This is a genomic window from Acinetobacter sp. FY683 (assembly GCF_059515885.1).
This window is the reverse complement of record NZ_JCAKNA010000008.1, coordinates 41049-67620: the sequence shown is the minus strand read 5'-3', so window position 1 is coordinate 67620 and position 26572 is coordinate 41049. Positions and strand designations below refer to the sequence as shown.

25 protein-coding genes are annotated in these 26572 nt (G+C 37.0%); 17 read left to right on the top strand and 8 right to left on the bottom strand.

Annotated features, from left to right (window positions below; genetic code table 11):
- The first annotated feature begins 124 nt into the window (after positions 1-124).
- Together AC5YDH_RS06285 and AC5YDH_RS06280 are read left to right on the top strand one after the other, a co-directional pair.
- Positions 125-1126 carry an LLM class flavin-dependent oxidoreductase gene (locus tag AC5YDH_RS06285; protein ID WP_496117783.1) on the top strand — a complete coding sequence of 334 codons (1002 nt, stop codon included), beginning with the start codon at positions 125-127 and terminating at the stop codon, positions 1124-1126.
- 155 nt (positions 1127-1281) lie between these two features.
- Positions 1282-1839: an NAD(P)/FAD-dependent oxidoreductase gene (locus AC5YDH_RS06280; RefSeq protein ID WP_496117781.1), complete on the top strand. Its 558-nt coding sequence runs from the start codon at positions 1282-1284 to the stop codon at positions 1837-1839.
- A gap of 123 nt (positions 1840-1962) precedes the next feature.
- Here the strand turns inward: AC5YDH_RS06280 and ppsR are convergent, their stop codons facing one another.
- Positions 1963-2799, bottom strand: coding sequence for a posphoenolpyruvate synthetase regulatory kinase/phosphorylase PpsR (ppsR, locus tag AC5YDH_RS06275; RefSeq protein WP_496117779.1), 837 nt, complete (start codon positions 2797-2799; stop codon positions 1963-1965).
- Between the two features lie 153 nt (positions 2800-2952).
- Between ppsR and ppsA the strand changes: the two genes are divergently transcribed.
- The 13 genes from ppsA (at position 2953) to alr (ending at position 16131) form a co-directional block, all read left to right on the top strand.
- Complete coding sequence (gene ppsA, locus AC5YDH_RS06270) at positions 2953-5334, top strand: phosphoenolpyruvate synthase (RefSeq protein WP_496117778.1); 2382 nt, start codon at positions 2953-2955, stop codon at positions 5332-5334.
- 78 nt (positions 5335-5412) lie between these two features.
- Complete coding sequence (locus AC5YDH_RS06265) at positions 5413-6189, top strand: RDD family protein (RefSeq protein WP_496117776.1); 777 nt, start codon at positions 5413-5415, stop codon at positions 6187-6189.
- 306 nt (positions 6190-6495) lie between these two features.
- The gene (gene cyoA, locus AC5YDH_RS06260) at positions 6496-7536 is read left to right on the top strand and encodes a ubiquinol oxidase subunit II (protein ID WP_496117774.1); all 1041 of its coding nucleotides are present in this window, start codon (positions 6496-6498) and stop codon (positions 7534-7536) included.
- Between the two features lie 3 nt (positions 7537-7539).
- Positions 7540-9528, top strand: a complete 1989-nt coding sequence (gene cyoB, locus AC5YDH_RS06255) for a cytochrome o ubiquinol oxidase subunit I (RefSeq protein ID WP_496117772.1) — start codon at positions 7540-7542, stop codon at positions 9526-9528.
- A gap of 4 nt (positions 9529-9532) precedes the next feature.
- Positions 9533-10150, top strand: a complete 618-nt coding sequence (gene cyoC, locus AC5YDH_RS06250) for a cytochrome o ubiquinol oxidase subunit III (RefSeq protein WP_496117770.1) — start codon at positions 9533-9535, stop codon at positions 10148-10150.
- Entirely contained in the window at positions 10147-10476 is a 330-nt protein-coding gene (gene cyoD / locus AC5YDH_RS06245; protein WP_496117889.1) for a cytochrome o ubiquinol oxidase subunit IV, read from the top strand. The genes cyoC and cyoD overlap by 4 nt, the downstream gene beginning before the upstream one ends.
- A 10-nt stretch (positions 10477-10486) precedes the next feature.
- A complete protein-coding gene (gene cyoE, locus AC5YDH_RS06240) occupies positions 10487-11365 on the top strand; it encodes a heme o synthase (protein ID WP_496117768.1) in 879 nt (292 codons plus the stop codon).
- 234 nt (positions 11366-11599) lie between these two features.
- Positions 11600-11989 carry a 30S ribosomal protein S6 gene (gene rpsF, locus AC5YDH_RS06235; protein ID WP_496117766.1) on the top strand — a complete coding sequence of 130 codons (390 nt, stop codon included), beginning with the start codon at positions 11600-11602 and terminating at the stop codon, positions 11987-11989.
- Positions 11990-12001: 12 nt separating this feature from the next.
- The gene (gene rpsR / locus AC5YDH_RS06230) at positions 12002-12229 is read left to right on the top strand and encodes a 30S ribosomal protein S18 (protein ID WP_004278792.1); all 228 of its coding nucleotides are present in this window, start codon (positions 12002-12004) and stop codon (positions 12227-12229) included.
- 9 nt (positions 12230-12238) lie between these two features.
- Complete coding sequence (gene rplI / locus AC5YDH_RS06225) at positions 12239-12685, top strand: 50S ribosomal protein L9 (protein WP_496117762.1); 447 nt, start codon at positions 12239-12241, stop codon at positions 12683-12685.
- A 225-nt stretch (positions 12686-12910) separates the two neighbouring features.
- Positions 12911-14356, top strand: a complete 1446-nt coding sequence (gene dnaB, locus AC5YDH_RS06220; RefSeq protein ID WP_496117760.1) for a replicative DNA helicase — start codon at positions 12911-12913, stop codon at positions 14354-14356.
- 114 nt (positions 14357-14470) lie between these two features.
- Entirely contained in the window at positions 14471-14812 is a 342-nt protein-coding gene (locus AC5YDH_RS06215) for a hypothetical protein (protein WP_496117758.1), read from the top strand.
- A gap of 245 nt (positions 14813-15057) precedes the next feature.
- The gene (gene alr / locus AC5YDH_RS06210) at positions 15058-16131 is read left to right on the top strand and encodes an alanine racemase (RefSeq protein ID WP_496117757.1); all 1074 of its coding nucleotides are present in this window, start codon (positions 15058-15060) and stop codon (positions 16129-16131) included.
- A 48-nt stretch (positions 16132-16179) separates the two neighbouring features.
- Here the strand turns inward: alr and AC5YDH_RS06205 are convergent, their stop codons facing one another.
- From AC5YDH_RS06205 to AC5YDH_RS06185, 5 genes are all read right to left on the bottom strand, one after another.
- Entirely contained in the window at positions 16180-16590 is a 411-nt protein-coding gene (locus tag AC5YDH_RS06205) for a BLUF domain-containing protein (RefSeq protein WP_496117755.1), read from the bottom strand.
- Between the two features lie 78 nt (positions 16591-16668).
- Positions 16669-17403, bottom strand: coding sequence for a proteasome-type protease (locus tag AC5YDH_RS06200; protein ID WP_496117754.1), 735 nt, complete (start codon positions 17401-17403; stop codon positions 16669-16671).
- A gap of 18 nt (positions 17404-17421) precedes the next feature.
- The gene (locus AC5YDH_RS06195) at positions 17422-18201 is read right to left on the bottom strand and encodes a transglutaminase family protein (RefSeq protein ID WP_496117752.1); all 780 of its coding nucleotides are present in this window, start codon (positions 18199-18201) and stop codon (positions 17422-17424) included.
- Positions 18198-18800, bottom strand: a complete 603-nt coding sequence (locus AC5YDH_RS06190; RefSeq protein ID WP_496117750.1) for an alpha-E domain-containing protein — start codon at positions 18798-18800, stop codon at positions 18198-18200. Before AC5YDH_RS06190 ends, AC5YDH_RS06195 begins: the two co-directional genes overlap by 4 nt.
- 24 nt (positions 18801-18824) lie before the next feature.
- Positions 18825-20375 (bottom strand): circularly permuted type 2 ATP-grasp protein, encoded by a 1551-nt coding sequence (locus tag AC5YDH_RS06185; RefSeq protein WP_496117748.1) that lies wholly within the window; start codon positions 20373-20375, stop codon positions 18825-18827.
- A gap of 221 nt (positions 20376-20596) precedes the next feature.
- On the opposite strand from AC5YDH_RS06185, the gene AC5YDH_RS06180 reads away from it, so the two are divergent.
- Positions 20597-21595, top strand: a complete 999-nt coding sequence (locus tag AC5YDH_RS06180) for a helix-turn-helix transcriptional regulator (RefSeq protein WP_496117746.1) — start codon at positions 20597-20599, stop codon at positions 21593-21595.
- Between the two features lie 400 nt (positions 21596-21995).
- On the opposite strand, the gene mhpT is transcribed toward AC5YDH_RS06180, so the two are convergent.
- Positions 21996-23198: a 3-(3-hydroxy-phenyl)propionate transporter MhpT gene (gene mhpT, locus AC5YDH_RS06175; RefSeq protein WP_496117745.1), complete on the bottom strand. Its 1203-nt coding sequence runs from the start codon at positions 23196-23198 to the stop codon at positions 21996-21998.
- A 295-nt stretch (positions 23199-23493) separates the two neighbouring features.
- On the bottom strand, positions 23494-25374 hold the full coding sequence (gene mnmG / locus AC5YDH_RS06170; RefSeq protein WP_496117743.1) for a tRNA uridine-5-carboxymethylaminomethyl(34) synthesis enzyme MnmG: 1881 nt from the start codon (positions 25372-25374) through the stop codon (positions 23494-23496).
- Positions 25375-25666: 292 nt separating this feature from the next.
- On the opposite strand from mnmG, the gene AC5YDH_RS06165 reads away from it, so the two are divergent.
- Entirely contained in the window at positions 25667-26539 is an 873-nt protein-coding gene (locus AC5YDH_RS06165; RefSeq protein WP_496117741.1) for a bile acid:sodium symporter family protein, read from the top strand.
- Positions 26540-26572 lie beyond the last annotated feature (33 nt).

Sequence of the window (26572 nt, the reverse complement as noted above, 5' to 3'; positions counted from 1 at the left end):
TTAAAAGCATCTTTGGATGCTTTTTTTATTTCGTTACATCTACATTAATATATCGTTTTTTTTCGATATACAAAACCATTTTCACAACGTATGATAAAAACAGTTTCATTTTTCGGAATACATCATGCGCTCACTGCAAGATACTAAATTTTCTATTCTAGAACTCGCTCCCGTCCGTGATGATCAATCGGTTCAATTTGCCCTTCATCATGCTTTAGAACTTGCTCAATATGCTGAAAAACTAGGCTATGAACGTCTTTGGCTTGCAGAGCATCATAATATGGATGGTATTGCGAGTTCCGCTACTGCAGTTTTATTAGGATATCTTCTTGCCAATACAACAACTTTAAAAGTTGGTTCTGGTGGCATTATGCTACCCAACCATGCGCCATTAGTAGTTGCAGAACAATTTGGTACACTTGAAACATTATATCCAAATCGAATTGAGCTCGGTTTAGGTCGCGCACCAGGCACAGACCAAATGACTATGCGCGCTTTAAGACGTGGTCGCCAAGAAACTGAAGAACAGTTCCCACAAGATGTCTTAGAAATTCTCAATTATTTTAAAGATGCTCAACCAAATCAGCGTATTGTTGCTACACCTGGGCAAGGTACAAATGTACCTGTATGGCTTTTAGGTTCTAGTTTATTTAGCGCACAACTTGCAGCACGCTTAGGTCTTCCCTATTCATTTGCCTCTCACTTTGCCCCACGCATGTTGGGTCAAGCGATACAACTCTACCGTGAAAACTTCCAACCCTCTGAATACTTAGACCAACCTTATGTTTCTATGGGAATTCCAACCGTTGTTGCACAAACAGATGATGAAGCACATTATTTAGCAACAAGTGCATATCAGCGGATATTAGGTTTATTACGTGGACAGAGCCTTAAACTCAAAGCACCTGTACAAAGTATGGATGGCTTATGGTCTGTTGCTGAAAAAATGTCTGTCGATAATTTCTACGCATTAGCACAAATCGGTAGCCCTCAAACCGTCAAAGCTGGTCTAGAAAAAATATTATCGCAATATAATGTTGATGAGTTTATCTTTACTTGTGATATTTATGACACAGATAAAAGATTAGAAAACTTCAATCATCTTATTCATTTAAAAAATCAATAATTATTGATTTACCTACAAGGCTTATTATTTTTAATAGGCCTTTGTTTTTTCATATAATTATCAGTCAAAAAAAACATTTCCCGAATTTAAGAAACACCTGTATAAATATTACTCAAAATGAAAATTTAAAAAATAAAATTATTTGGGGAATAATCATGGCATATAAAAGTCAGCGAGAAATATTATCGTCCTTTGAAAATCAAAAAGAAGATTACAATTCATTTCAAGGACAAGTGATTTGTTCTAAAGATATTGCAAATCATAATTACGATCAGCTTAATATCGCCATTATTGGTACAGATCAACATACTGTTTCGCATTTAGAAAGTATTTGCATGGTTTCTCAACAGGTAAAAGTATTTCAAATTACACCTCAATATATTTTACCTAAAACAGATAAAGGGATTCACCGCTTAATTAGCCACCCTTTACTTATTAAAAATCGTCGTCTATTTAACAATCGAATTAAGACTTTATTATCTTTACGTTTCTTAGAATCTCAAATTATTGACCCATGGCTAAGACATTTACTTACACCCAATAGCGCAAATTTACCCAAAAGCTTTCTTAAATCTGATGGTTATTATGCGGCGTTACAACGTGAAAATTGCACTCTAAATACATGTCCTATTCAAAAAATTTCAACACATACAATTCAAAGTATTGATGGTTTAAGCTTTAATCCTGATTTAATCATCACAACTTCTATTTAAAAACCACTATTTTTTAATCAATTACACATTTTTCTTTATATTTTTTTATGATTATTTATGCACTATTTATAATAAAAAAAGAGCCTAAAATGGCTCTTTTTTTCATCACAAAAAATCAAGTTTTTAACTAATACGACGTTTTAAACCCGTCATCTGAAGTACACGTGTAGAAATCTCTTCAATAGACATTTCCGACACATTTAGATACTTAATACCTTCCGAGATATAGATACCTTCAATAGCACGAAGTTCCATTTGGCACTGACTAAAACTTGCATAACGACTGTTCGCTTTACGCTCAGAACGGATCGCAACTAAGCGGTCTGCATCAATCATTAAACCGAACAATTTATGCTTGTGTTCCTTTAATACTGCGGGTAAACGATTATCGTCAAGATCTTCTTCTGTGAGTGGATAGTTCGCTACACGAATACCAAATTGTAGTGATAAATAAATCGATGTTGGCGTTTTCCCTGATCGAGAAACACCAATCAAAATAAGATCTGCTTTATCGTAATGACGTGTTCTTGCACCATCATCATTATCTAAAGCAAAATGAACCGCATCAATACGTGACTTATATGACTCAGAATCTGTCACAGCATGCGTTTGTCCGACTAAAGTTGTAGGTTCTGTACCCAGCTCATCAGACAATTTACTAATAAGTCCCTCAAATACATCAAGATTTACTGCATTTGCCGTACCAATAATGTCTCGAACATAGGGATCAACCAAGGTATCAAATACCAATGGTTTTTGCCCATCTTGTTTTGCTCTTTCGTTAATTTCTGCTACGACATTAGTCGCAGCCTCCTCTGAGCTAATATAAGGAATAATATGTATGTCAAAATTCACATGCGGAAACTGCGCTAATAGCGAGTGGCCAAGGGTTTCAGCGGTAATTGCTGTACCATCTGAAACAAAAAAAACACTGCGCTTAATTTGTTGAACTTCTGACATTAAAATTCTCCCGAAACATTTGTCTTAGAGCCATTAAATCTTTATAGTAAGCCATCTTACATGACTGTAGCTTAGTTCAACCAAATTGCTAAGTACTTTGTTATAATTTCATGCCAAGATAGTGATTAATACTGCAAAAGTGGAGTAACAACTTTGGAAGCGCGCGTAATTGGTCTAGAAAAATTAGGGAAACATGACGTTGAGCTAGTGGGTGGGAAAAACTCATCACTAGGCGAAATGATCAGTCATCTGTCTAATGCTGGTGTATCTGTTCCTGGTGGTTTTGCAACAACGGCTCAAGCCTATCGTGAATTTCTCGAACAAAGTGGCCTAAACGCTAAAATTAATGCAGAGCTTGCAGCACTCAATGTTGATGATGTAATTGCTTTAGCTGAAACAGGCGCTAAAATTCGCCAATGGATTGTCGACACTCCTCTTACTGCTGAACTTGAAAAAGAAGTTCGTGCTGCATTTGAAGCGCTTTCGAATGGCAATCCAGATATTGCTGTTGCAGTACGTTCTTCTGCAACAGCTGAAGATTTACCTGATGCATCTTTTGCAGGTCAACAGGAAACTTTCTTAAACATCCGCGGCATCGACAACGTTCTAATCGCGATTAAAGAAGTTTTTGCATCGTTATATAACGACCGCGCAATTTCTTACCGTGTTCACCAAAACTTTGCACACGATGTTGTTGCATTGTCTGCGGGTATTCAACGCATGGTTCGCTCTGAAACAGGTGCAGCTGGTGTAATGTTTACACTAGATACTGAGTCAGGTTTCCGTGATGCTGTATTTATTACTGCATCTTATGGCTTAGGTGAAATGGTCGTTCAAGGTGCTGTAAACCCTGATGAATTCTATATTTCTAAACCATTGCTAAATGCAGGCAAACACGCGATTCTTCGTCGCAACCTAGGTTCTAAACATCAAAAAATGATTTATAGCGATGATGCTTCTGCAGGCAAATCGGTTTCTATCGTAGATGTTGAAAAATCTGAACGTCAACAATTCGCATTAAATGACCACGAACTACAAGAACTTGCTAAACAAGCATTAATCATCGAAAACCATTACGGTGCTCCAATGGACATCGAATGGGCTAAAGATGGTGATGACGGTGAAATCTACATCGTTCAAGCACGTCCTGAAACTGTAAAAAGCCGTGAAAATGTCGGCACAATGGAACGCTACCTCTTAAAACAAAAAGGTACTGTTCTTTGTGAAGGTCGTTCAATTGGTCAACGTATTGGTTCTGGTAAAGTACGTATCGTTACTTCAATCAAAGAAATGGACAAAGTACAAGACGGTGACGTGCTTGTATCTGACATGACAGATCCAGATTGGGAACCAGTAATGAAACGTGCTGCTGCGATTATCACAAACCGTGGTGGTCGTACTTGTCATGCTGCAATTATTGCACGTGAACTTGGCGTTCCTGCAATTGTAGGTTGTGGTAATGCAACTGAAATCTTGACAGATGGTCAAGAAGTTACAGTTTCATGTGCTGAAGGTGATACAGGCTTTATTTACGAAGGTGCTTTAGACTTCGAAATTCAACGTAACTCTGTTGAATCTATGCCTCCTCTTCCTTTCAAAGTGATGATGAACGTAGGTAACCCTGATCGCGCATTCTCATTTGCTCAAATTCCAAACGCAGGTATTGGTCTTGCTCGTTTAGAATTCATCATCAACCGTATGATTGGTGTGCATCCTAAAGCATTACTTAATATTGAAAGCTTACCTCGCGAAACTCGTGCGGCTGTAATGGCACGTACTGCAGGTTACTCTTCTCCTATCGATTTCTATGTAGAGAAATTAGTAGAAGGTATTTCAACGCTTGCTGCTGCTTTTGCAGATAAACCAGTTATTGTTCGTATGTCTGACTTTAAGTCAAACGAATATGCAAACTTAATTGGCGGTAAGTTATACGAACCTGAAGAAGAAAACCCAATGCTTGGTTTCCGTGGTGCTAGCCGCTACGTTTCAGACAACTTCCGTGACTGCTTCGAACTTGAATGCCGTGCATTGAAAAAAGCACGTGATGAAATGGGTCTTACAAACATCCAAATCATGATTCCTTTCGTACGTACAGTTGCAGAAGCTAAACGCGTAATTGAGTTATTAGCACTTAATGGCTTAAAACGTGGCGAAAATGGTCTTAAAGTGATCATGATGTGTGAGCTTCCAACAAACGCATTATTGGCTGAACAATTCCTTGAACATTTCGATGGTTTCTCTATCGGTTCAAACGACTTAACTCAGTTAACACTTGGTTTAGACCGTGACTCTGGTATTGTTTCTCACCTATTCGATGAGCGTGATGCAGCTGTGAAAGTACTTCTTTCTATGGCAATTCAAGCATGTCGTAAAGCAGGTAAATACGTAGGTATTTGTGGTCAAGGCCCATCAGATCACCCTGATCTTGCAAAATGGTTAATGGAACAAGGTATTGACTCTGTTTCTTTAAACCCAGACTCAGTGCTTGAAACTTGGTTCTTCTTATCTGAAAAAGAAAAAGCTCAACAAGCATAAGAATCTGTGTTAAAAAAAGACCCTAATTAGGGTCTTTTTTCATTTATACTCTTAACACGTTTTTGAGATTTAAAATTTATGCAGATTTATTTGGCACGAAATAATCAACAAGCTGGTCCATATACTGTTGAACAAGTTAATCAAATGCTCGCAAGCCAACAAATTCTTCTTACAGATTTAGCATGGCATGAAGGCATGGTTGAATGGAAAGCTTTAGGCGAACTTACTCAAGGTAAACTTGTCTATGAACCTGCTGGTTATATAGCGACACCATCTGTTCCTAATTTCGATCAAACGCAACAGAACTATCAAAACCCAAGCATTCAAAATATTCATGTAACTAAAAAAGTAGAGCCAGAGCTTGCATCTATTGGTTCACGTGCATTTGCTAAATTTTTAGACATATTACTATGGATTCCTGCTGCAATTATTCCATCATTTTTCTTGAGCCAAAACCAATTTACTGAGCTCACTGAAATTCAGCAAAAAATGCAAACCGCAGCAACATCAGAACAGGCTCTGCAAGTTCAATCCCAACTTTTCCAACTTATTCCAAACGAGGCTTGGATTGCTGCAGGTCTATACATTATTATCATGCTTGCAATTCAAGCTGTCTTACTTGCAAAACATGGGCAAAGTATTGGCAAACGTCTAGCTAAAATTAAAATTGTAGATATCAATACAAATGAAAAAGTCTCGTTAATGAGAGCATTTAGCTTACGTAGTGTTTTGTTTATTTTACCAACACTTTATTTATTTCCATTCTTCTCTATTATTGATTGGGCATTTAGTTTCAACAAAAATCGCCAAGCTCTGCACGACAAACTCGCTAAAACCAAGGTAATTAAGCAATAATTTACCGAAAGCACACAAGGAGATTATTATCTCCTTGTGTGCTTCACACCATTGATATTTAGAATAAAATTTTATAATTAGAATTAATTCCGACTAAGAAAATTGGTTTTTATTACAGTTATTTAAAGCATCTTTAGATATAGCTTAGTTCTTAGATATAAGGCATAATGCCCTACAACGTAGCGGTGTCTAACAAATTAGAGTATTTTTAGTTTAAATTTAAACATTAAAGCTCAAATACATTAGACACTTTAATCGCTATCCCATATTTAATTAGGGAATGGGACTCTTCACCGAGGTTGTAAAATGAGACAAACGACTTTAGCTGTATTGTCTTTATCAATGATGGCCGCACTTTTAACAGGTTGCGGTGGTGATCTAGTACTTCTAAACTCAAAAGGTCCAGTAGCAGCAGGTCAAAGTCACCTGATGATGACTGCGATTTGGTTAATGCTTTTGGTGGTAATTCCATCAATCGTGATGGCTTTATGGTTTGGTTGGAAATATCGCGCGTCAAATAAAGATGCAGACTATAAACCTACATGGGCACACTCAACTGCAATTGAAATTGTAGTATGGGGTATTCCTGTGATTATTATTGGTATTCTAGCGGTTCTAACGTGGGTTGGTTCACATAAATATGATCCATACCGCCCGATTGAATCTGATAAAGCGCCATTAACTGTTCAAGTTATTGCTGAACAATTCAAATGGATCTTCATCTATCCAGAACAAGACATTGCAACTATTAACGAATTGCGTTTCCCGGAAAAAACTCCTGTAAGCCTTCGTTTAACCTCTAACTTCACGATGAACTCTTTCTTCATCCCGGCGTTAAGTGGTCAAATTTATGCAATGGCTGGTATGCAGACTCACCTTCATTTGTTAGCAGATGGCACTAGCCCAGCTGAAGGCTATCGTGGCTTCTCTTCTAACTATTCAGGCTATGGTTTCTCACAAATGCGTTTCCGCGCTCACTCTGTGACTGAAGCACAATTTGCTGAATGGGTAGCTGACGTTAAGGCAGGTAAAGGTACTTTAATAAACCCTGAAGCGGTTCAAAAAACTGTTTTAGATAAAGCTGAATTCGCTACTTTACGTGATGGTAACCGCTCTGCGCACCAAATCGAAGTGATGAATGAGACTGCTCGTACTGAATTAGAGAAGAAACTTGCGGCTATCGCTAAAGCAGAAGGTCCTTACCCGACTAAGCCACACCCTGTGACTTATTATTCTTCTGTTGAGAAAGGTCTGTTTGAATCTGTAATCAATACTTACATGTCGAACTATCATGGCGCTGATCATTCAGCTTCTGAAGCACATGCAGCTGCTTCTCAAGGGGAATAACACATGAGCTTATTAGGTAAGTTAGGTCCTGAAGCAATCCCACACGATCCAATCGTGTTGGTGACGATTGCATTCATGATTTTAGGTGGTATTGCCATAATTGGTGGTATTACTTATTTCAAAAAATGGACGTATTTGTGGAACGAATGGTTCACATCTGTAGACCATAAAAAAATCGGTATCATGTATCTTCTCGTATCTATCATCATGCTACTTCGTGGCTTTGCTGATGCGATTATGATGCGTCTTCAACTATTCCTTGCAAAAGGTGGTGGTGAAGGTTATTTACACCCTGAACATTACGACCAAATCTTCACTGCCCATGGCGTGATCATGATTTTCTTCGTAGCGATGGGTCTTGTTGTTGGCTTAATGAACATCTCTGTACCACTTCAAATTGGTGCACGTGACGTTGCCTTCCCATTATTAAACTCTCTAAGCTTCTGGTTATTTGCCGGCGCTGCTGGTCTAATGATGGCTTCTCTCGTTATTGGTGAATTCGCTGCAACTGGTTGGATGGCTTACCCTCCACTATCAGGCATTCAGTATTCTCCTGGCGTGGGTATGGACTACTACATCTGGGCTCTACAAGTATCTGGTCTAGGTACGCTTTTAACTGGTGTTAACTTCTTCGTTACCATCATCAAAATGCGTGCGCCTGGCATGGGTCTTATGGATATGCCGATTTTCACATGGACATCTTTATGTACTGCTGTGTTAATCATTGCATCATTCCCTGTGTTAACTGCAACTATTGCAATGTTAACGCTTGACCGTTACTTCGATTTCCACTTCTTCACTAACGACTTAGGCGGTAGCCCAATGTTGTACGTGAACTTGATTTGGACTTGGGGTCACCCAGAAGTTTATATCTTAGTATTACCTGCTTTTGGTATTTACTCAGAAGTTGTTTCAACGTTCTCTCGTAAAACGTTATTCGGCTACAAATCTATGGTGTATGCAACTATCGCGATCACAATTCTTGCGTTCGTGGTATGGGTTCACCACTTCTTTACTATGGGTGCTGGTGCCAACGTTAACGCGTTCTTCGGTATCATGACTATGGTAATTGCGATTCCTACAGGTGTGAAAATCTTCTCTTGGTTATTCACAATGTATAAGGGTCGTATTACGTATACAACACCAATGCTTTGGACACTTGGCTTCCTTGTGACTTTCGGTATCGGTGGTTTAACTGGTGTATTAATGGCTGTTCCACCTGCGGACTTCCTTGTACACAACTCTTTATTCCTTATCGCTCACTTCCATAACGTAATTATTGGTGGTGTAGTATTCGCAATGTTTGCGGGTATCATTTTCTACTGGCCAAAAATGTTTGGTTGGAGACTGAATGAGACTTGGGGTAAAGCATCTTTCTGGTTCTGGTTCTTCGGTTTCTACTTTGCATTCATGCCACTTTATATCCTTGGTTTCATGGGTATGACTCGTCGTTTGAATACATATGACAACCCAGAATGGGATCCGTACTTAGCTATTGCTTTCTTCGGTTCTGTACTAATCTTGATTGGTATTCTGTGCTTCGTTATGCAAATTGTTGTTGGTTTCTTACAACGCAATCAACGCATTGACTACACTGGCGATGCTTGGGATGGTCGTACTCCAGAATGGGCTACTTCTTCTCCTGCTCCGTTCTATAACTTTGCTCATGTTCCTGAAATCAATGGTATTGATTCTTTCTGGACTGACAAAGAAAACGGTGTTGCATACGTTAAACCAACTCATTACGAAGACATCCACATGCCAACTAACCGCGCTGCCGGTGTTGTTATGGGTCTAATCATCACACTTATGGGCTTTGCATTAATTTGGCACATTTGGTGGTTAGCTATTGTTAGTTTCGTTGCTGCGATTGTTAGCTTCATCATTTCTTCATTCACGAAGAAAGTTGATTACTATGTTCCAGCTGCTGAAGTTGAACGTATTGAAAACGAACGCTTTGCGATTCTTGAAAAACATTTGAAGAAGGACTAAGACAATGGCTGACGTACTTCATCACGAAAACCACGGACACGATGATCATCACCACGATGATACTGACATCACTGTCTTTGGTTTTTGGACATACTTGATGAGTGACTTGATCCTTTTCGGTACACTCTTCATTGCATTCGCTGTATTAAGTAGCCATATTCCAGTTGGCACACCAAGTGCAAAAGATCTGTTCGCAGATTCTCTAGGTTTCGTTTTAACTGAAACTTTTGCTCTTTTAATTTCTTCAGTAACTTTTGGTTTTGCGGTTCTTGCTGCATACAAAAAAGATGTTGCTAAAGTATTAACTTGGTTAGGTATCACTTGGATATTTGGTGCTATCTTCATCGGCATGGAACTTTATGAATTTCAGCATTTAGTTCACGCTGGTCATGGTCCAAGCACTTCTGCATTCTTATCTGCGTTCTTTACGCTGGTAGGTACTCACGGTATCCACGTAACTTCAGGTTTAATCTGGATGATCGTGTTAATGGTTCAAATCAAGAAATATGGTTTGACTCTTGCAAACACTCGTCGTCTTGCTTGCCTAAGCTTATTCTGGCATTTCCTTGATATCGTTTGGATTTGTGTATTCAGCGTAGTTTACTTATTAGGAGTACTATAATGAGTCACGAACATAACGCTGCAGGTGCTGCGCACGGTAATGTGAAGCAATATACAATTGGTTTTATCCTTTCAGTTCTTCTTACCATCATCCCTTTTGGTATGGTAATGGCTGGTGGATTTAGCCGTGGTTTATTGGTAGCTGTTATTGCAATTACTGCAATTGCACAGGTACTGATCCAATTAGTTTACTTCTTGCATATGAACTCATCTTCAGAGCAACGTTGGAACGTAATTGCATTTATTTATACAATTGTTTGTATTGCTGTGCTTTTAATTGGTTCTGTATGGATCATGAACCACTTACACTTCAACATGATGATCTAAACTGGTCGTCATGCTGAAAAAGTATTTATTCCTGACTAAGCCAGGAATTCTCTTTGGTAACTTCGTTACCACTTTGGGCGGCTTCTTTTTAGCCGCCCAAGGTTCTGTAGATTTCCTTCTCCTACTCATCACCCTCATTGGTACAACGCTTGTTGTTGCCTCTGGATGTGTGATCAATAACGTCATTGATCAAGACATAGATAAAAAAATGCAACGCACCCAAAACCGTGCGCTTGTAACAAAAACCATTTCTGTTCCTGTTGCATCTGTTTATGCTTTTGCTTTAGGTATCATTGGTTTTAGCATTTTATGGTTTGCTGTAAATGCCTATGCTTTTCTATTTGCTGTTATTGGTTTTGTAGTTTATGTTTTCTTTTATAGTCTATGGACAAAAAGAACATCTATTCATCAAACTGTAATTGGTAGTATTTCTGGTGCAAGCCCCCCTGTTATTGGCTATACGGCTGTTGTAGCTCAATTTGATTTGGGTGCTCTTATTTTATTTATAGGATATGCACTATGGCAAATGCCTCATTCTTGGGGAATTGCAATTTACCGTTTCGATGACTACAAAAATGCAGGTATTCCAATTTTACCTGTAGCACGCACAATATTACGCACAAAAATCGAATCTTTGATTTATGTCGTATTATTCACAATTACAATGAATCTTCTTTTTGTATTTGGTTATGCAAACTGGATTTACCTTGTAATCATAAATGCTCTTTGCATTTACTGGTTGTATATTGCTGTACTCGGCTTTAAAGCACAAAATGATCAATTATGGGCAAAACGCTTTTTCCTATATTCAGTGATCTTAATTACTGTTCTCAGTGTTTGCTTTAGCTTCACATCAATAACACCAAGCACAAATATTGTACTTTTTTAAAAGATAGAGTTCTTCTCTATCTTTTATTAGAGTCTTTATTCTCATAAATATAAAAATGCAACACCTCTTCACTTCTACAGTAAATTTCATCTCTAGTTAATTTCACCAAATTCCTTGTAATTTCTTGCTAGAAGCACTAAAATCACGCTTCGCATTTTTATGCGACACAACCTTGGTTGTGACTCCTTGCCTTTAACTTTTGTTATAGGCTGTATAATCCGTAAGGAGCTGACAATGCGTCACTACGAAATCGTACTTTTAGTACATCCTGATCAAAGCGATCAAGTAGTGGGTATGGTAGAACGTTACCTAACTCACATCAAAGAAGCTGAAGGTCAAATTCACCGTCTTGAAGATTGGGGCCGTCGTCAATTGGCTTACCCAATTAACAAAATTCATAAAGCACACTACATTCTTATGAACGTAGAATGCGGTCAAACTACGCTTGATGAATTAGAAGAATTGTTCCGTTACAACGATGCAATCCTTCGTAACCTTATCATCCGTCGTGAAAACGCTATCACTGAAGAGTCATTATTGGCTAAGAGTGCTGAAGAAAAACGTGCGCGTAAAGCTCAACGTGAAGAAGCACAACAAGCTAACCAAGACTCTGCTGAAGCATAAGGAGAACATAACATGGCACGTTTTTACCGTCGTCGCAAGTTCTGCCGCTTTACAGCTGAGAACGTTACGTACATCGATTACAAAGACATCGACACTTTAAAACAGTACATCACTGAAAACGGCAAAATTGTTCCTAGCCGTATTACAGGTACTAAAGCTCGTTACCAACGTCAATTGGCGCTTGCTATTAAACAAGCTCGCTACTTGTCTTTGATCCCTTACACTGACAATCATAAGTGAGGTTGAGCTGTGGATATTATTTTATTACAACGCGTTAAAAACCTAGGTAAATTAGGCGATAAAGTATCAGTTAAAGCTGGTTACGGTCGTAACTACTTGATCCCTCAGGGTATCGCTGTAGCTGCAACAGAATCAAACACTGCTGCTTTTGAAGCTCGTCGCGCTGAACTTGAAAAGCAAGAAGCTGAAGTATTAGCTGCTGCTCAAGCACGTGCTGACCAATTGAACGAAGTAAATATCGTAATCACTGCGAAAGCTGGTGACGAAGGTAAATTATTCGGTTCAATCGGTACTCGTGACATCGCTGATGCGTTAACGAATGCTGGTCTTGTTGTAGACCGCGCTGAAGTTCGTTTACCAAACGGTGCGCTTCGTCATACTGGCGAATTCAACATCGCAATCCAATTGCATCATGATGTTGTTGCTGAAGTTCTCGTTACTATCGTATCTGAGTAATTTCTTGCAAAAAAAAGAGCATGCTTTCGCATGCTCTTTTTTTATCTGTAAAAACCCCTTCTCTATTCTTGTTAATACTTCACATTATTTGCTTCTAGAATTTTTTAAATTCAAGTCGCAATTTGTTTGCAGAACACGTATGATTTAAATTAACAATTCATTGCTTAATGCTTAATTAAACATTAAAAAAATTCTGAATATACTGTTTTAAAATCAGGGATTTATATGTCACAGGCTACTGCCAACTCAAAACAAAATTCGACTAAAACAGCACCTAACGCTAGCGAAAGTGCACAGCTTAAAGAGTTTCGTACGCCACCACATAATTTGGCGATTGAACAAGCTGTACTTGCTGCATTAATGACTGTTGCTGAATCCTTTGAACAAGTAGGTGATGTACTTCAAGAATCTGATTTTTATGCAACACGCCACAAATATATTTTCCGTGCAATCGATACACTTGCAAAAGAAAACTCACCTTACGATGCGGTATTAGTCAATGACTGGCTTATTAAGCAAAATCTGCTCGATGCTGCAGGCGGTGAAGAATATTTAATGCAGTTAATGGCAGATTCTCCATCAAGTTTCTATAACATTGAAACCTATGCCACAAAAATTAAAGAATTTTCAACTTTAAGAAATATGATTAAAGTGAGCTCTGAAATTTTACAGAATGCTTATGATACTAAAGGTCGTAATGTCAGTGAAATTTTAGACTTAGCAGAAACTAATATTTTCCAAATTGCCGAACAACATAACAACAATAAGAAAAACGCTGGGCCAAAAGCCATTAATACCGTTGTTGCAGATGTATTTGATAAGTTAAATGAACTTTCACAAACTGAAGGTAGTATTACAGGTTTAACTACAGGATTTGTTGAGCTAGATAACAAAACTTCTGGTATGCAAGCAGGTGATTTAATTATTGTTGCGGCACGTCCGTCTATGGGTAAAACTACTTTTGCTATGAATTTAGTTGAAAGTGTACTATTCAACAACAATCTCCCTGCACTTGTTTACTCGATGGAAATGCCTGCAGACTCCATTGCAATGCGTCTAATTTCGTCTTTTGGTCGAGTACATCAGGGACATTTGCGCTCAGGTAAAATGGACAGTGACGAATGGTCAAAAGTAACCAGTACCATTGTGCACTTACAAGAAAAAAATCTTTATATTGATGACTCGTCTGCTTTACCACCAACTGAAGTACGTTCACGCGCACGTCGTATTGCCAAACAACATGGTGGAAAACTCGGCTGTATTATGGTCGATTACCTTCAGTTAATGAAAGTTCCAGGCATGGGCGATAACCGTGTAGGTGAGATTTCGGAAATTTCACGAAGCTTAAAAGCACTTGCCAAAGAAATGCAGTGCCCTGTAATTGCACTTTCACAGCTTAACCGATCACTTGAGAATAGACCGAATAAGCGCCCTGTAATGTCTGACTTACGTGAATCAGGTGCGATTGAGCAGGATGCCGATTTGATTATGTTTATTTATCGTGATGAGGTATATAACAAAGAATCTAAAGAAGCAGGTACCGCTGAAATTATTATTGGTAAGCAACGTAATGGTCCTATTGGTACAGTACGTCTTGCCTTTGAAGGGCAATACACGCGTTTTAGTAACTTATCTCCTGAATTCTACGCTCAATATGATGACGAAGAATAAAATTACTACGTATTTCTATACCTATACTTAAGCCATTAAATGCTCTAGGATAAATAGTATTTTAAGATCTCTGAATTTACTATTTATCCTTCAAAATAAATAAGAGCAGTAATTATGCGTAAATTTTTATTTTTTATTATTTTTTTCAGTTGCAGTAATTCACTTATAGCGAGTTCTGAATTTTCAGGTGAAAGCGCTGCAGATAACATCTTAAAAAAAGATATAAAAAAAACAATTTCTCAATCATTAAACACATGGTTCGGACAGAAATGTAGAAAAATTGATTCTATTTATACCCAAATTTCTAAAATTGACCAAACTCCAGAAGGACGTATTAAAGAAGTCATTGAATACTGGACTGTAAGTGCATGCAACAGCAGTAAAACCTATTATATTAGTTTGCGTCCAGATATAAATGGTGAAGTCGATTTCTCCGTAAGATTACCTCCTAAATAATATTTAAATATTGAGAAAAATCACCTAGACAATTATGACTATATATACAAAAACAACTTATATAGGCATACAATAACAATCACATTTATATCTATTGTGTTTCTAGTCTTATGACATGATTTTTTAATAACATCATGATTATTCATACCATTATGTAAGTGAGATGAATTAAACATATTCCATTTGATCTAAGTCACTCAATAGATAATCCGTTACCCTATTTCCTCGTTTAAGGAGTTATTCAGGTGCGCCAAGCAACTGTTTATATTGACAGTGAATCACTACAATATAATTTAAATCGCGTTAAACAACTTGCCCCAACAGCTAAAATTGTCAGCATGGTGAAAGCCAATGCCTATGGACATGGCGTAAAAGACTGTTTAGCAGCCTTATCAAATACAGATGCTTTTGGTGTAGCTTGTTTAGAAGAAGCCCTTGAAATTCGTGCATTAGGCTATGAACAACCCATTACGCTGATTGAAGGTATTTTTTCTGATACAGAAATGCAAATCGCAATTGATCAAAATATTGAAATTATTGTTCACCATCAACAACAAGTTGACTGGTTGCTTAGCCACAAAAATGCCTATATTGCAAAAAATTTAAAAGTTTGGGTGAAACTGAATAGTGGTATGAACCGTTTAGGCTTTAAAGTACCTGAAATTATCAACGTCATTCATCTTTTAAAATCTGAAGGGTTTACTTGTGTACTTGCCATGCATTTTGCAAATGCTGATGCAGATCACCACCCTTTAAATGAACAACAAAAACAGCAGTTCTTACACGTAAAAGAAGCATGCGCTCCAATCATGGCATCTTGCTGTAATTCGGCTGCTATTTTTAAATGGCCTGAGCTTAATTTTGATTTTGTACGCCCTGGAATTATGCTATACGGTGCAAGCCCCTTTGCTGACAAAACTGTACAAGACCTAGATATTAAGCCAGTTATGACATTTACAGCAGAAATTATTGCTTTAAATACCATTCAGGCAGGTGAATCTGTAGGATATGGCTCTACATTTATTGCAGATAAAGAAACTGAACTTGCTATTGTTTCAATTGGCTATGGTGATGGTTATCCACGTGCTTTCTTTAAACAGAACTTTGTTGCAATCAATGGTCAAAAAGTTCCTGTGATTGGTCGTGTAGCAATGGATATGATTGCAATTGATGTAACAGGTTTAAACATAAAAATAGGTACTGAAGTTGAGCTTTGGGGTAAAAATCGCTTAGTAGATGATGTTGCTGAAGCCAATGGTACAATTGGCTATGAACTATTATGCCGATTAAGCAACCGCCCTATTCGCAAGAAAATTTAATACGTAAAAGAAAAAAAAGCCCAAAATAATTTGGGCTTTTTTTTAAAATTAATCTTCAATATCAACCAACAATCCTATCAACTTATCTACTTGATGTAATCGCAATTGTTTTGGTTGAAATCGCTGAAAACCCTGTTCACGCATATAATCTTGAATCAGACTATTACGTTTTACATATTTCATTGACCAATCTTTAAAATGTAATTTATCTATAGGCTTACATTCAAAGAGTGTAAAATCCTTATGCCTTGAATCTTTTTTTAACTTTTCAACAAGGAACTCTAAGTCTTCTTTTCTCCCCTCCAAGCATTGGAAAAAGTATTGATCTGCAAAATAAAGAACACCTGTAATTTTATGAATAACATTAAAGTCACGAGCTTCTTTTAAAATACTTCTTAGATCTTCAAATAATTTATCAGCTTCCGAAATTGAATAACTAGCATAACTTAATTGGTACATATCCCCACCTTATGTCTGTATAAAAATCATACTACCAAAAATAACAATGTACTTGTTTTATAAGAAGAAATAAAGCATTTAATCAAAATAATCTTTAGTCGGTTTTGGGAGTTCTTGTAAGCCTTTTTTCAAAGTTTCAGACCATTGTTTACTAATTTCTTGAAAATATTGATCTGATTCATTAATTCTTTTGCCTTCAGGAACGTGTAGGCTATCTTTTTTATAAACCAAAACATCCAATGGCATACCTACAGACACATTAGATCTTAAAGTTGAGTCAAACGATATTAAAGCACATCTAAGCGCTTCATCAATTTGCATGTCATAACTTAAAGCACGATCTAAAATAGGTTTTCCATATTTACTTTCACCAATTTGGAAAAATGGTGTGTCTTTGGTTGCACTAATAAAATTCCCTTGAGGATAAATATTATATAGCTGTAAAGGTTCTTCACCTATTTGCCCACCAACCAATAAACTACAATAATAATTGCTTTGCTCTAAAGTGTCGGCCGTTACATCACTAATTACCTTACGTAGCGTTTGACCTACCAATTCAGCCACTTCAAACATCGTATTTACACTATATAAATTTGGCTCTTGTTTTAACGTGAGCTGATTTTTTAAGTACCCAATTACAGCCTGAGTTGTTGCCAAATTCCCAGAGGTTTGAATTGTAAAAAAGCGCTCACCCTCTTTACCAAAAATATATAACTTTCTAAATACCGAAATATGGTCTACACCCGCATTTGTGCGCGTATCGCTAATAAATACTAAACCTTCTTTTAAACGTAGCGCACAGCAATAAGTCATAACATCCTCTTTTCTTTTTTAACACGCTAAAACCTGCACAATAGAGTGCATTGTTTCTAGCCCACCCTTTTCGCGCATTCCTCTTACGGGTGCAACATCCCAATAGTCACGTCCAACTGCAACGTAAATATGTGAACTAGGCGTAAATAATTGATTACTAATGTCGAAACAATACCATGAATCGTTTAAAAAAACTTCAGCCCATGCGTGACTGGCAAGATGAGAAAGATTGGGTACATACAAATATCCAGACACATAACGCGCTGCAAGCCCTAAAGATTTACACATTGCAATGAAGACATGACTATGATCTTGACATACTCCTTCTTTACGCTGAAATGCTTCAATAGCTGTTGTATTCACATGCGTACTTTGTGGTACATAAGGAATATATTCCAAAATAGCAGCAGCTAAATATACTAAACTGTCATAATCCACAACAGGCACACAACGATGTGCAAACTCTTTCATTTCTGCATTACACATCGTGCTTGGTGTCGGCTGCATAAATAAATACGGATTCATCTGGTCATCTAGACCATTTTCAGGTGTTGAATTTAGCTCAACAATTCCTTGTGCCATGATCGTCATTTGCTGATAAGCATAGCGCTGCGTACTAGTAATCCAAATATTATTAAATGCATCTCGTTTAATTTGCTTTTCACCAGGGACACTAATATCCCAAGATCTAACATTCTGATGCCTATTATTAAATGGCATCATTTTAATGTATTGAATACTATTTGAAGCTTCTTCTGAATATGAATAATGAGTTTGATGATTGACCATTAATTTCATGCGTCCACCTCAAACATTTGATGAATACTATGGCTAAATTGGTAAAAGTTAGTTGCATTAGGTTCTTTTGATAAACTCCCCCAAGCTTCAGTAATTGCATCCCAACCTAATTCTTCTAATAGTGCAATTACAATACTGAGCTCCTGCAAAGCTTCATCTATTTCTTGATTTAAACGAATCAGACGGTCAATTTGCTCAATATTTTGTCCCAATTTAAAAAATAAAAAAACGTCGTGAGATTCTGCTTCAAGTACATCCAAACACTCACCCACAACATCACAGATATAACCTGGGTTTTCACTTGCCAACTTAATCAGCTTATTCAATTCAGCATAACCAAATGCTGTCAGCACACCACGTAAAGAATGAATATTATCTTTGGTATATGCAAATTGCTGCTTAAATGAAACAGCATTACTTTCATCCAAAACCAACTCATTGAGTGAAATTGCATCAAATGCGGGCAAACAAAATGCAGATGCATATTGAATGGCTTCATTATCTTGCTTAAATGGAAATTGATGACATAAATATTGGATACGTGAAATATAACGTCCTAACCAAAAAATGTTTTCTGCACTTGTATTTAATAAAATCATTTTTATTCCCCTAATATCTAAAACTTATGAATGTAGAGAATCGACAACCCATGTATCTTTAATACCCCCACCTTGCGATGAGTTCACCACTAAAGAACCTTCTTCCATTGCTACTCGTGTTAAGCCACCCGGAACAATTTCAGTTCTATACGGCGAGCTCAAAACAAATGGGCGTAAATCAATATGTCTTTCTGCAATACCTTTATCAGTTAATGTTGGCGAAACAGAAAGCTCTAATGTAGGCTGTGCAATATATAAATGTGGTGTAGCAATAAGCTTATCTCTAAAAGCTGAAAGTTCTTTTTCACATGCATGTGGTCCAATAAGCATGCCGTATCCACCTGAACCCTGTGCTTCTTTCACCACCAATTTTTCAAGATTTTCGAGCACATAATCTAAATCTTGTTGTTCACGACATTGATACGTTGGTACATTTTTAAGAACAGGTTCTTCACCTAAGTAAAAACTAATCATTTTATCTACATAAGGATAAATTGATTTATCATCTGCAACCCCTGTACCTGGTGCATTTGCGATAACAACATTGTTTTGTAAATATGCCGACATCAAACCAGGTACCCCTAAAGTACTATCAGGTTTAAAGCAAAGTGGATCGATAAAGGCATCATCTAAACGGCGATAAATCACATGAACTTGCTGACGACCACGAATTGTTTTGACAAATACTTTGTCATTTTCAACAAATAAATCTTTAGATGTCACCAATGGCACATCCATTTCTCTTGCTAAAAATGCATGTTCATAATAAGCACTGTTATATTTACCTGGCGTAAGTACCACAATCATTGGATTATCTACATAAGCATTTTCTGCAAGAATTTCTCTTAACAATTGCGGATACTGTTCAATCGCTGAAATATTGTTTTGCTTACATAAATCTGGCATTAATTTTTGACTAATTTTACGTCCTTCAAGCATATAAGACACGCCAGATGGTGTTCTTAAATTATCTTCAAGTACATAAAAATCACCTACGCGATCGCGAATAATATCAATACCGCTAATTTGACTATAAATTTTTCCTTTTAGGTCATGTGAAAACATATGTGGCTGATATGCTTCATGCGTAAGCACTTGCAACTCAGGAACAATGCCTGCTTTTAAAATTTCTTGTTGATGATAAATATCATGTAAAAATAGATTTAAAGCTCTTACACGTTGTGCACATCCTAAAGCGATTGTATTCCATTGTTTTTTCGCAATAATGCGTGGAATAACATCGAATGGAATCGTTCGTTCAATCCCTTCTTGCTCCCCATAAACCGAAAAAGTAATACCTTCATATAAGAAATGTGTTTTTGCTGCATCATTTAAAGCATGCAAATCGTTTAAACTATGTTGCGCTAACCATCGCTCAATATTTGGTCCCGCATTTCCAGACATAGATTTATCATCTAATAATTCATTAAAGAAACGCGAACTTAACTCGTTGTTTGTATATTTAGTTTTCGCTACAGCAGACTGTGTGAATATATATGATGGTGGTGTTTCGATACTCTGATTTGTAGCCACATTTTCTAAAGTGTTATCTAAGCCATAATCTTCTTTAAGCATACAAACCTCTACTTTGTAATTTTATGTAATTATTGTAAGCAATTTAAGTGCCAAAATTATTCTAATAATGAAGAAGCTATGTGTTTTAAAATTAAATTGCAAGTATAGAAGAACTATCGATTGAATATGAAATTATTAAATTTACTTGCTAAAAGAATATAGTTTTCATATTGTGTGCTGTATTCAACTCATATTTTCAATTCATTATCTTTTGATTCCTTATGCAAGCACAAGAAAAAGAAACTTCGAATACTCTATATCGCCAATGGCAAATTCTTTCCCGTCTATCTACAGGAAAATGGATGGGTACACGTGAATTACAAGAAATATTACAACGTGAAGGTATCGATATCAGTTTGCGAACGATTCAACGAGATTTAAACCAAATATCACAACGCTTTCCTATTGAAAATAATGGGACAGTTCCACAAGGTTGGCGCTGGCGTGCAGATGCACCAATTCAAAGTTTGCCACATATGACAAGCTCTCAAGCAGTCACCTTTATGATGGTTGAAGAACATCTAAAACATTTACTTCCACCAAGTTTGGTGGAGGAAATGAACCCATGGTTTGACCTTGCACGTCGAAGTTTATCTACCCAAAATAACGTTCGCCAATGGATTAACCGCGTTCGTATTGTTCCTGCAAATCAACCACTTATTCCACCCTTGGTAGATCGTGGTTCTCAACAAGCCATTTATGAAGGATTATTGCAAGATAAGCAACTTGAATGTGTTTATCATGCACGTACAATTGGTGCAGAGGAAAAAACCTATGTACTTAACCCCTTAGCATTGGTTCAAAAAGGTGCTGTTATTTATTTAATATGCACCCGTTTGGATAAAACAGATATACAAACTTTTGCCTTACATCGTTTTAAAACAGCCAAAGTTCTGAATTCTCGTGCATTACATCCTGTTGATTTTGATATAGATAAATATATCGAATCGGGTGCATTAGGTTTCCGTGTAGACTATACAAAACCAACTGATTTGGTGAAATTAAAACTCACCATGACCACTGAAAATGCAGCATACTTTGAAGAAAGTCAGCTAAGTAAAGATCAGGTGATGGAAGATTTAGGCAATGACTTAGTTCAAATACAAGCATCTGTTCCCTTCACCTCTCAGCTTGTTTGGTGGTTGCGCAGCTTTGGACGACGCATTCAAGATATTGAACCGATAGATGTATATAATGCTGTTTATGAAATTGAAGATTAAAAAAAGCCCCAATTAAGGGACTTTATAATTTTATTTTTATATTTTTGTCATTTTTTGCGCTGTTGGTTTATAGAAATCGAAGCTTGCAAACAAGACACCCGATATTACAAACTTCGTTGCTCTTTATACGAGTTATTTGACAGTTCAGTTTGAGCATAAGCATGCTAAATCTGAATTGTTATAACGAATACGCTTCATTGTCATCATATTTACCTCTTGTTTTAAACATAAAATTAATTTAATCGTTTTACTCTTTTTTGTGAAATAAGTTGATGTGCTAAATAAATCATCTTTGCTATTAAAGATGAAACTTGCTGTTCTTATCAAGAAAAAAGCTAAAGTAACCGTAGTCACTTTAGCTTTTAAATACATCGTCTTTTTAAATCATTAGATCTTTAAATTATTTATCTTTCAAACTGGCTTTATATTTAGATAAAGCAGTAACCGCAATTGCAGAGATAATGATACCCGGAGCACTTGCGATTAAAATACCTGTCGTACCTAATCCTAAAGCAAGTATTTTTCCTGTAAGCAATGGTCCTGTCATTGCACCTAAACGCCCAAGTGAAATCGCGCTTCCTACACCTGTCACTTTGCCCTGACCTGAGTAAAAGATAGGTGAAATACCGTATAAAATTGATTGACCACCAGTAGAAAAAATACCACCCATAATTCCGGCAAAAACAAGCATCGCAATTGAGTTTGTTGTGAATAGAAGAACAACCGCAAATAATAGACCAATGTAAATAATACACGCCATTTGCCAAAGCTTTAAACGGTCTAATAAGTACCCCAAACCTAATGTTCCAATGACAGCTCCCACTTGGAATAACAACATAATCATAAATGCTTGTTGCTTTTCTAAGCCTTGCGCCATTAATAAATTTGGTAACCAACTAATCAAAATATAGTTGATCATTAATGTGAAAAAGAAGCTTACCCAAAGTGGTACTGTGTACTTATAACGCTGCTCGGCAAATAGAACTTCCGCCATTTTAGGTACATCAGCTTGATCTATCGCAACATTCTCTTTTTTCTTATCTTTTAGAATAATCATCATAAAAGGAATAAGAATCAGTGGAGTTAAACCACCAATTAAGAATAAAGTTTGCCAAGCAATATCTTTAAAGAATACTGCTAAACCTGCTACAAAAATTGCACCTACAGGTAGTCCGCAATACATCAGACTATTTAATTTACCGCGATTTTGTTCAGTTGCTTCATCACCTACCACAGAAATCATGGTTGGCATTGCAGCACCTAAACCTAAGCCTGTTAAAAAGCGTGCAATATATAAAATTTCGGTATTTGGTGCGATTGCCGTAATGGTCATAAATACGCCAAAAATTAAAATAGACAAAATAAGAACTTTCTTTTGTCCTAGATAGTCTGCGACACGACCACCTAAAAATGCACCAAATAGCATTCCAAATACGCCTAGGCTAAATACATAACCTAACTGAACTTGGTCTAATGCAAATGTTTCAGCGATTCCTTTTGCTGCAATACCTGGCGCTTGTAAATCGAAACCTTCGAAAAAAGCCACCCAGAAACATAAAAACACGGTCAATATTTTTTGCATTTTGCTGCTTTGAATATTCATCGTTCTATCCTTAGTGAATGAATTTGTTAATAAACTCATTGCACATTCTCTAGATATTAAAGATGAATAAACATCACTACATTAGTATCGCCACAAATGAAAGTACAGTAATTTAGTCTGAATTCAATACAAAAGAACATAAGGTCTTATTTGTATTTATTATAATTAAAACTTAATAAAACAATAGTTTAAATCAATCACTTTGTTTTCATGATCGTTCGATAGTTTTTTATAATAGTGTCGTAAAAACATAAAAAAACCCGCATTTAGCGGGTTTTTTTATTAGCTCAAAATCTTATGCAGATTTTTTCGCTTGGTTATTTTTACGAATTGTAATCATCACCAATTGAACAGCCGCAGGTGTAACACCTGGAATACGACTTGCTTGCGCTAAAGTTTCAGGGCGAACATCCTTTAACTTCAACGTAATTTCACGAGAAAGACCTGAAACCACATCATAATCAAAATCAGCAGGAATTTGAGTTTCTTCAAGACGCTTCATTTGAGCAACATCTTCTTGCTGACGGTTAATATAACCCGCATATTTCACCGCAATTTCAATTTGCTCACCAACAAACGCAGAAACTTCAGAACCTGTAATTTCAGCAATTTGTGAGAAATTAATATTTGGACGTTTTAACAAATCAATCGCATTGGTTTCTTTAGATAAATCATCGCCTGTTAAATCTACAAACTTCTTACCTAAAGGATTATTTGGCGCAGCCCAAAGATGCTGTAAACGACCTTTTTCAGTTTCAATCGCTTCCATTTTTTGGCAGAAAGAATCCCAACGTGCATCATCCACAAGACCCATTTCACGACCAATTGCTGTTAAGCGCTGATCGGCATTATCTTCACGAAGCATCAAACGATATTCCGCACGTGAAGTGAACATACGGTACGGTTCTTTTGTACCTAATGTAATTAAATCATCCACAAGAACACCCATATACGCTTCATCACGTTTCGGTGTCCACTGCTCTTGATCCCATGCACGGCGTGCAGCGTTCAAGCCTGCAAGTAAACCTTGCGCACCCGCTTCTTCATAACCTGTTGTACCGTTAATTTGACCTGCAAAATACAAGTTATTAATGGCTTTAGTTTCTAAAGAGAATTTCAATGCTTGTGGGTTGAAATAATCGTACTCAATTGCATAACCTGGACGAAGAATATGTGCATTCTCCATACCACGAATCGAGCGAACCAATTCAAACTGAACATCAAATGGTAAAGATGTAGAAATACCATTTGGATAAAGCTCGTGTGTATCTAAACCTTCAGGTTCAATAAACACTTGGTGAGAATCTTTGTCGGCAAATTTATGAATTTTATCTTCAATTGATGGGCAGTAACGTGGACCCACACCCTCAATTACACCTGTATACATTGGTGAACGGTCTAAACCGCCACGAATAATGTCATGTGTACGTTCATTCGTATGCGTGATATAGCAATTCACTTGTTCAGGATGCATTGAAGCATCACCCATAAATGACATGGTCGGAGATGGGAAATCACCCGGCTGTGCTGTCATTACAGAGAAATCAACTGAACGTGCATCAATACGTGGTGGCGTACCTGTTTTTAAACGACCTACAGGTAAATTTAACTCACGTAAACGTGCAGCTAAAGAAATAGACGGAGGATCACCCGCACGACCGCCTGATGCATTGTTTAGACCAATGTGAATTACACCGCCTAAGAATGTACCCGTTGTTAATACAACAGTTTTCGCATCGAAGCGTACACCCATTTGCGTAATTACGCCTTTAACGGTATCGCCTTCAACAATTAAATCATCTGCTGCTTGTTGGAAAATATCTAAATTTGCTTGGTTTTCTAATGTTTCACGAATTGCAGCTTTAAAACGTACACGGTCTGCTTGAGCACGTGTTGCACGAACTGCCGCACCTTTACGAGAGTTTAGAATACGAAATTGGATACCGCCTTTATCGGCAGCAAGTGCCATTGCACCGCCCAAGGCATCAATTTCACGCACAAGATGTGACTTACCAATACCACCAATGGCTGGGTTACAGCTCATCTGCCCTAAAGTCTCAATATTGTGAGTTAAGAGTAAAGTCTGTCGACCCATACGTGCCGCAGCCAATGCTGCTTCTGTACCTGCGTGACCACCGCCGATAACAATGACATCGTAAACTTTAGGATAATGCATAATGGTATTGAGAGATAAAAATAATGACTGAATATTGTAGCAAAATTTAGCGTCTAAGTTGACAAATTAAGTCGAATTTATCGTAATAAAAAAATGTATTAAAAATATAGTCATTTTCAACAAACAAACACTCGCATATAAACCTAATAAAACACCGTCATTTTTTGTGGTTTACAAGGCTCATATAAGTATGGTTTATATAACCTTATATTTAAAATATTAAAACTAATATTCAAAACAAGTAAGTGCATATGGAATATGCAAAAAATGACAATATTTACAGGAGTAATCTATGAATATGGGAATTATTACTGTGCTTTTGCCCTTAGCATTAGCCATTATTATGATTGGTTTAGGCCTAGAACTAACCCTTAACGATTTTAAACGTGTTTCTAAACATCCTAAAGCAGTACTCATTGCCTTATTTTGTCAATTGGTTATTTTGGTGGGTGTTGCCTTTATATTATGTAAAGTTCTTGCATTACCACCATTACTTGCCGTGGGTTTAATGCTACTTGCAGCCTCTCCGGGTGGTAGTACAGCAAACTTATTTAGTTACTTATTTAAAGGAGATATTGCGCTTAATATTAGTTTAACCGCAATAAATTCAGTGGTGGCAGCTGTTACTCTACCTTTAATTATGAACTTTTCTATATTGCACTTTATGCAAGAAAGTCAGCAAATCGCACTACCTTTGTCAAAAATAGTGCAAGTATTTGCCATTATTATTGTTCCCGTTGCTATTGGAATGCTCATTCGACACTATGCGCCTAAGTTAACTGAAAAACTAAATAAGCCTTTACGCATTTTTGCTGTCATCTTCCTAATCGCGATTATTATTCTTGCAATATTTGCAGAGCGTCAAAATATTGCGACATATTTAACTCAAGTTGGGCTTGCAACAGCTCTGTTTTGTGCATTCAGTTTAGCCATAGGATATTTTGTGCCGCGTCTTTTAGGTATTAGCAGTACGCAAGCACGTGCTTGCGCCTTTGAAATTGGCATTCATAATAGTACTTTAGCCATGACCATTGCATTAACCGTTATGGCAAACACCACCATTGCCATGCCTGCCGCAGTGTATTCAATTTTTATGTATATTTTTGCTGCAGCCTTTGGTTTTATGATTACTCGATCAAAACACCCTGCAATACAAAACACTTAATTCAAACCCCAAAACTAGAAATTGGAGTAGTAC

Bases quoted from the DNA above. Each gene is read 5' to 3' on its own strand.
- AC5YDH_RS06285 (WP_496117783.1), top strand. From the start codon at position 125: ATGCGCTCACTGCAAGATACTAAATTTTCTATTCTAGAACTCGCTCCC.
- AC5YDH_RS06280 (WP_496117781.1), top strand. From the start codon at position 1,282: ATGGCATATAAAAGTCAGCGAGAAATATTATCGTCCTTTGAAAATCAA.
- ppsR (WP_496117779.1), bottom strand. From the start codon at position 2,799: ATGTCAGAAGTTCAACAAATTAAGCGCAGTGTTTTTTTTGTTTCAGAT.
- AC5YDH_RS06265 (WP_496117776.1), top strand. From the start codon at position 5,413: ATGCAGATTTATTTGGCACGAAATAATCAACAAGCTGGTCCATATACT.
- cyoA (WP_496117774.1), top strand. From the start codon at position 6,496: ATGAGACAAACGACTTTAGCTGTATTGTCTTTATCAATGATGGCCGCA.
- cyoB (WP_496117772.1), top strand. From the start codon at position 7,540: ATGAGCTTATTAGGTAAGTTAGGTCCTGAAGCAATCCCACACGATCCA.
- cyoC (WP_496117770.1), top strand. From the start codon at position 9,533: ATGGCTGACGTACTTCATCACGAAAACCACGGACACGATGATCATCAC.
- cyoE (WP_496117768.1), top strand. From the start codon at position 10,487: ATGCTGAAAAAGTATTTATTCCTGACTAAGCCAGGAATTCTCTTTGGT.
- rpsF (WP_496117766.1), top strand. From the start codon at position 11,600: ATGCGTCACTACGAAATCGTACTTTTAGTACATCCTGATCAAAGCGAT.
- rpsR (WP_004278792.1), top strand. From the start codon at position 12,002: ATGGCACGTTTTTACCGTCGTCGCAAGTTCTGCCGCTTTACAGCTGAG.
- dnaB (WP_496117760.1), top strand. From the start codon at position 12,911: ATGTCACAGGCTACTGCCAACTCAAAACAAAATTCGACTAAAACAGCA.
- AC5YDH_RS06215 (WP_496117758.1), top strand. From the start codon at position 14,471: ATGCGTAAATTTTTATTTTTTATTATTTTTTTCAGTTGCAGTAATTCA.
- AC5YDH_RS06205 (WP_496117755.1), bottom strand. From the start codon at position 16,590: ATGTACCAATTAAGTTATGCTAGTTATTCAATTTCGGAAGCTGATAAA.
- AC5YDH_RS06200 (WP_496117754.1), bottom strand. From the start codon at position 17,403: ATGACTTATTGCTGTGCGCTACGTTTAAAAGAAGGTTTAGTATTTATT.
- AC5YDH_RS06195 (WP_496117752.1), bottom strand. From the start codon at position 18,201: ATGAAATTAATGGTCAATCATCAAACTCATTATTCATATTCAGAAGAA.
- AC5YDH_RS06190 (WP_496117750.1), bottom strand. From the start codon at position 18,800: ATGATTTTATTAAATACAAGTGCAGAAAACATTTTTTGGTTAGGACGT.
- AC5YDH_RS06185 (WP_496117748.1), bottom strand. From the start codon at position 20,375: ATGCTTAAAGAAGATTATGGCTTAGATAACACTTTAGAAAATGTGGCT.
- AC5YDH_RS06180 (WP_496117746.1), top strand. From the start codon at position 20,597: ATGCAAGCACAAGAAAAAGAAACTTCGAATACTCTATATCGCCAATGG.
- mhpT (WP_496117745.1), bottom strand. From the start codon at position 23,198: ATGAATATTCAAAGCAGCAAAATGCAAAAAATATTGACCGTGTTTTTA.
- mnmG (WP_496117743.1), bottom strand. From the start codon at position 25,374: ATGCATTATCCTAAAGTTTACGATGTCATTGTTATCGGCGGTGGTCAC.
- AC5YDH_RS06165 (WP_496117741.1), top strand. From the start codon at position 25,667: ATGAATATGGGAATTATTACTGTGCTTTTGCCCTTAGCATTAGCCATT.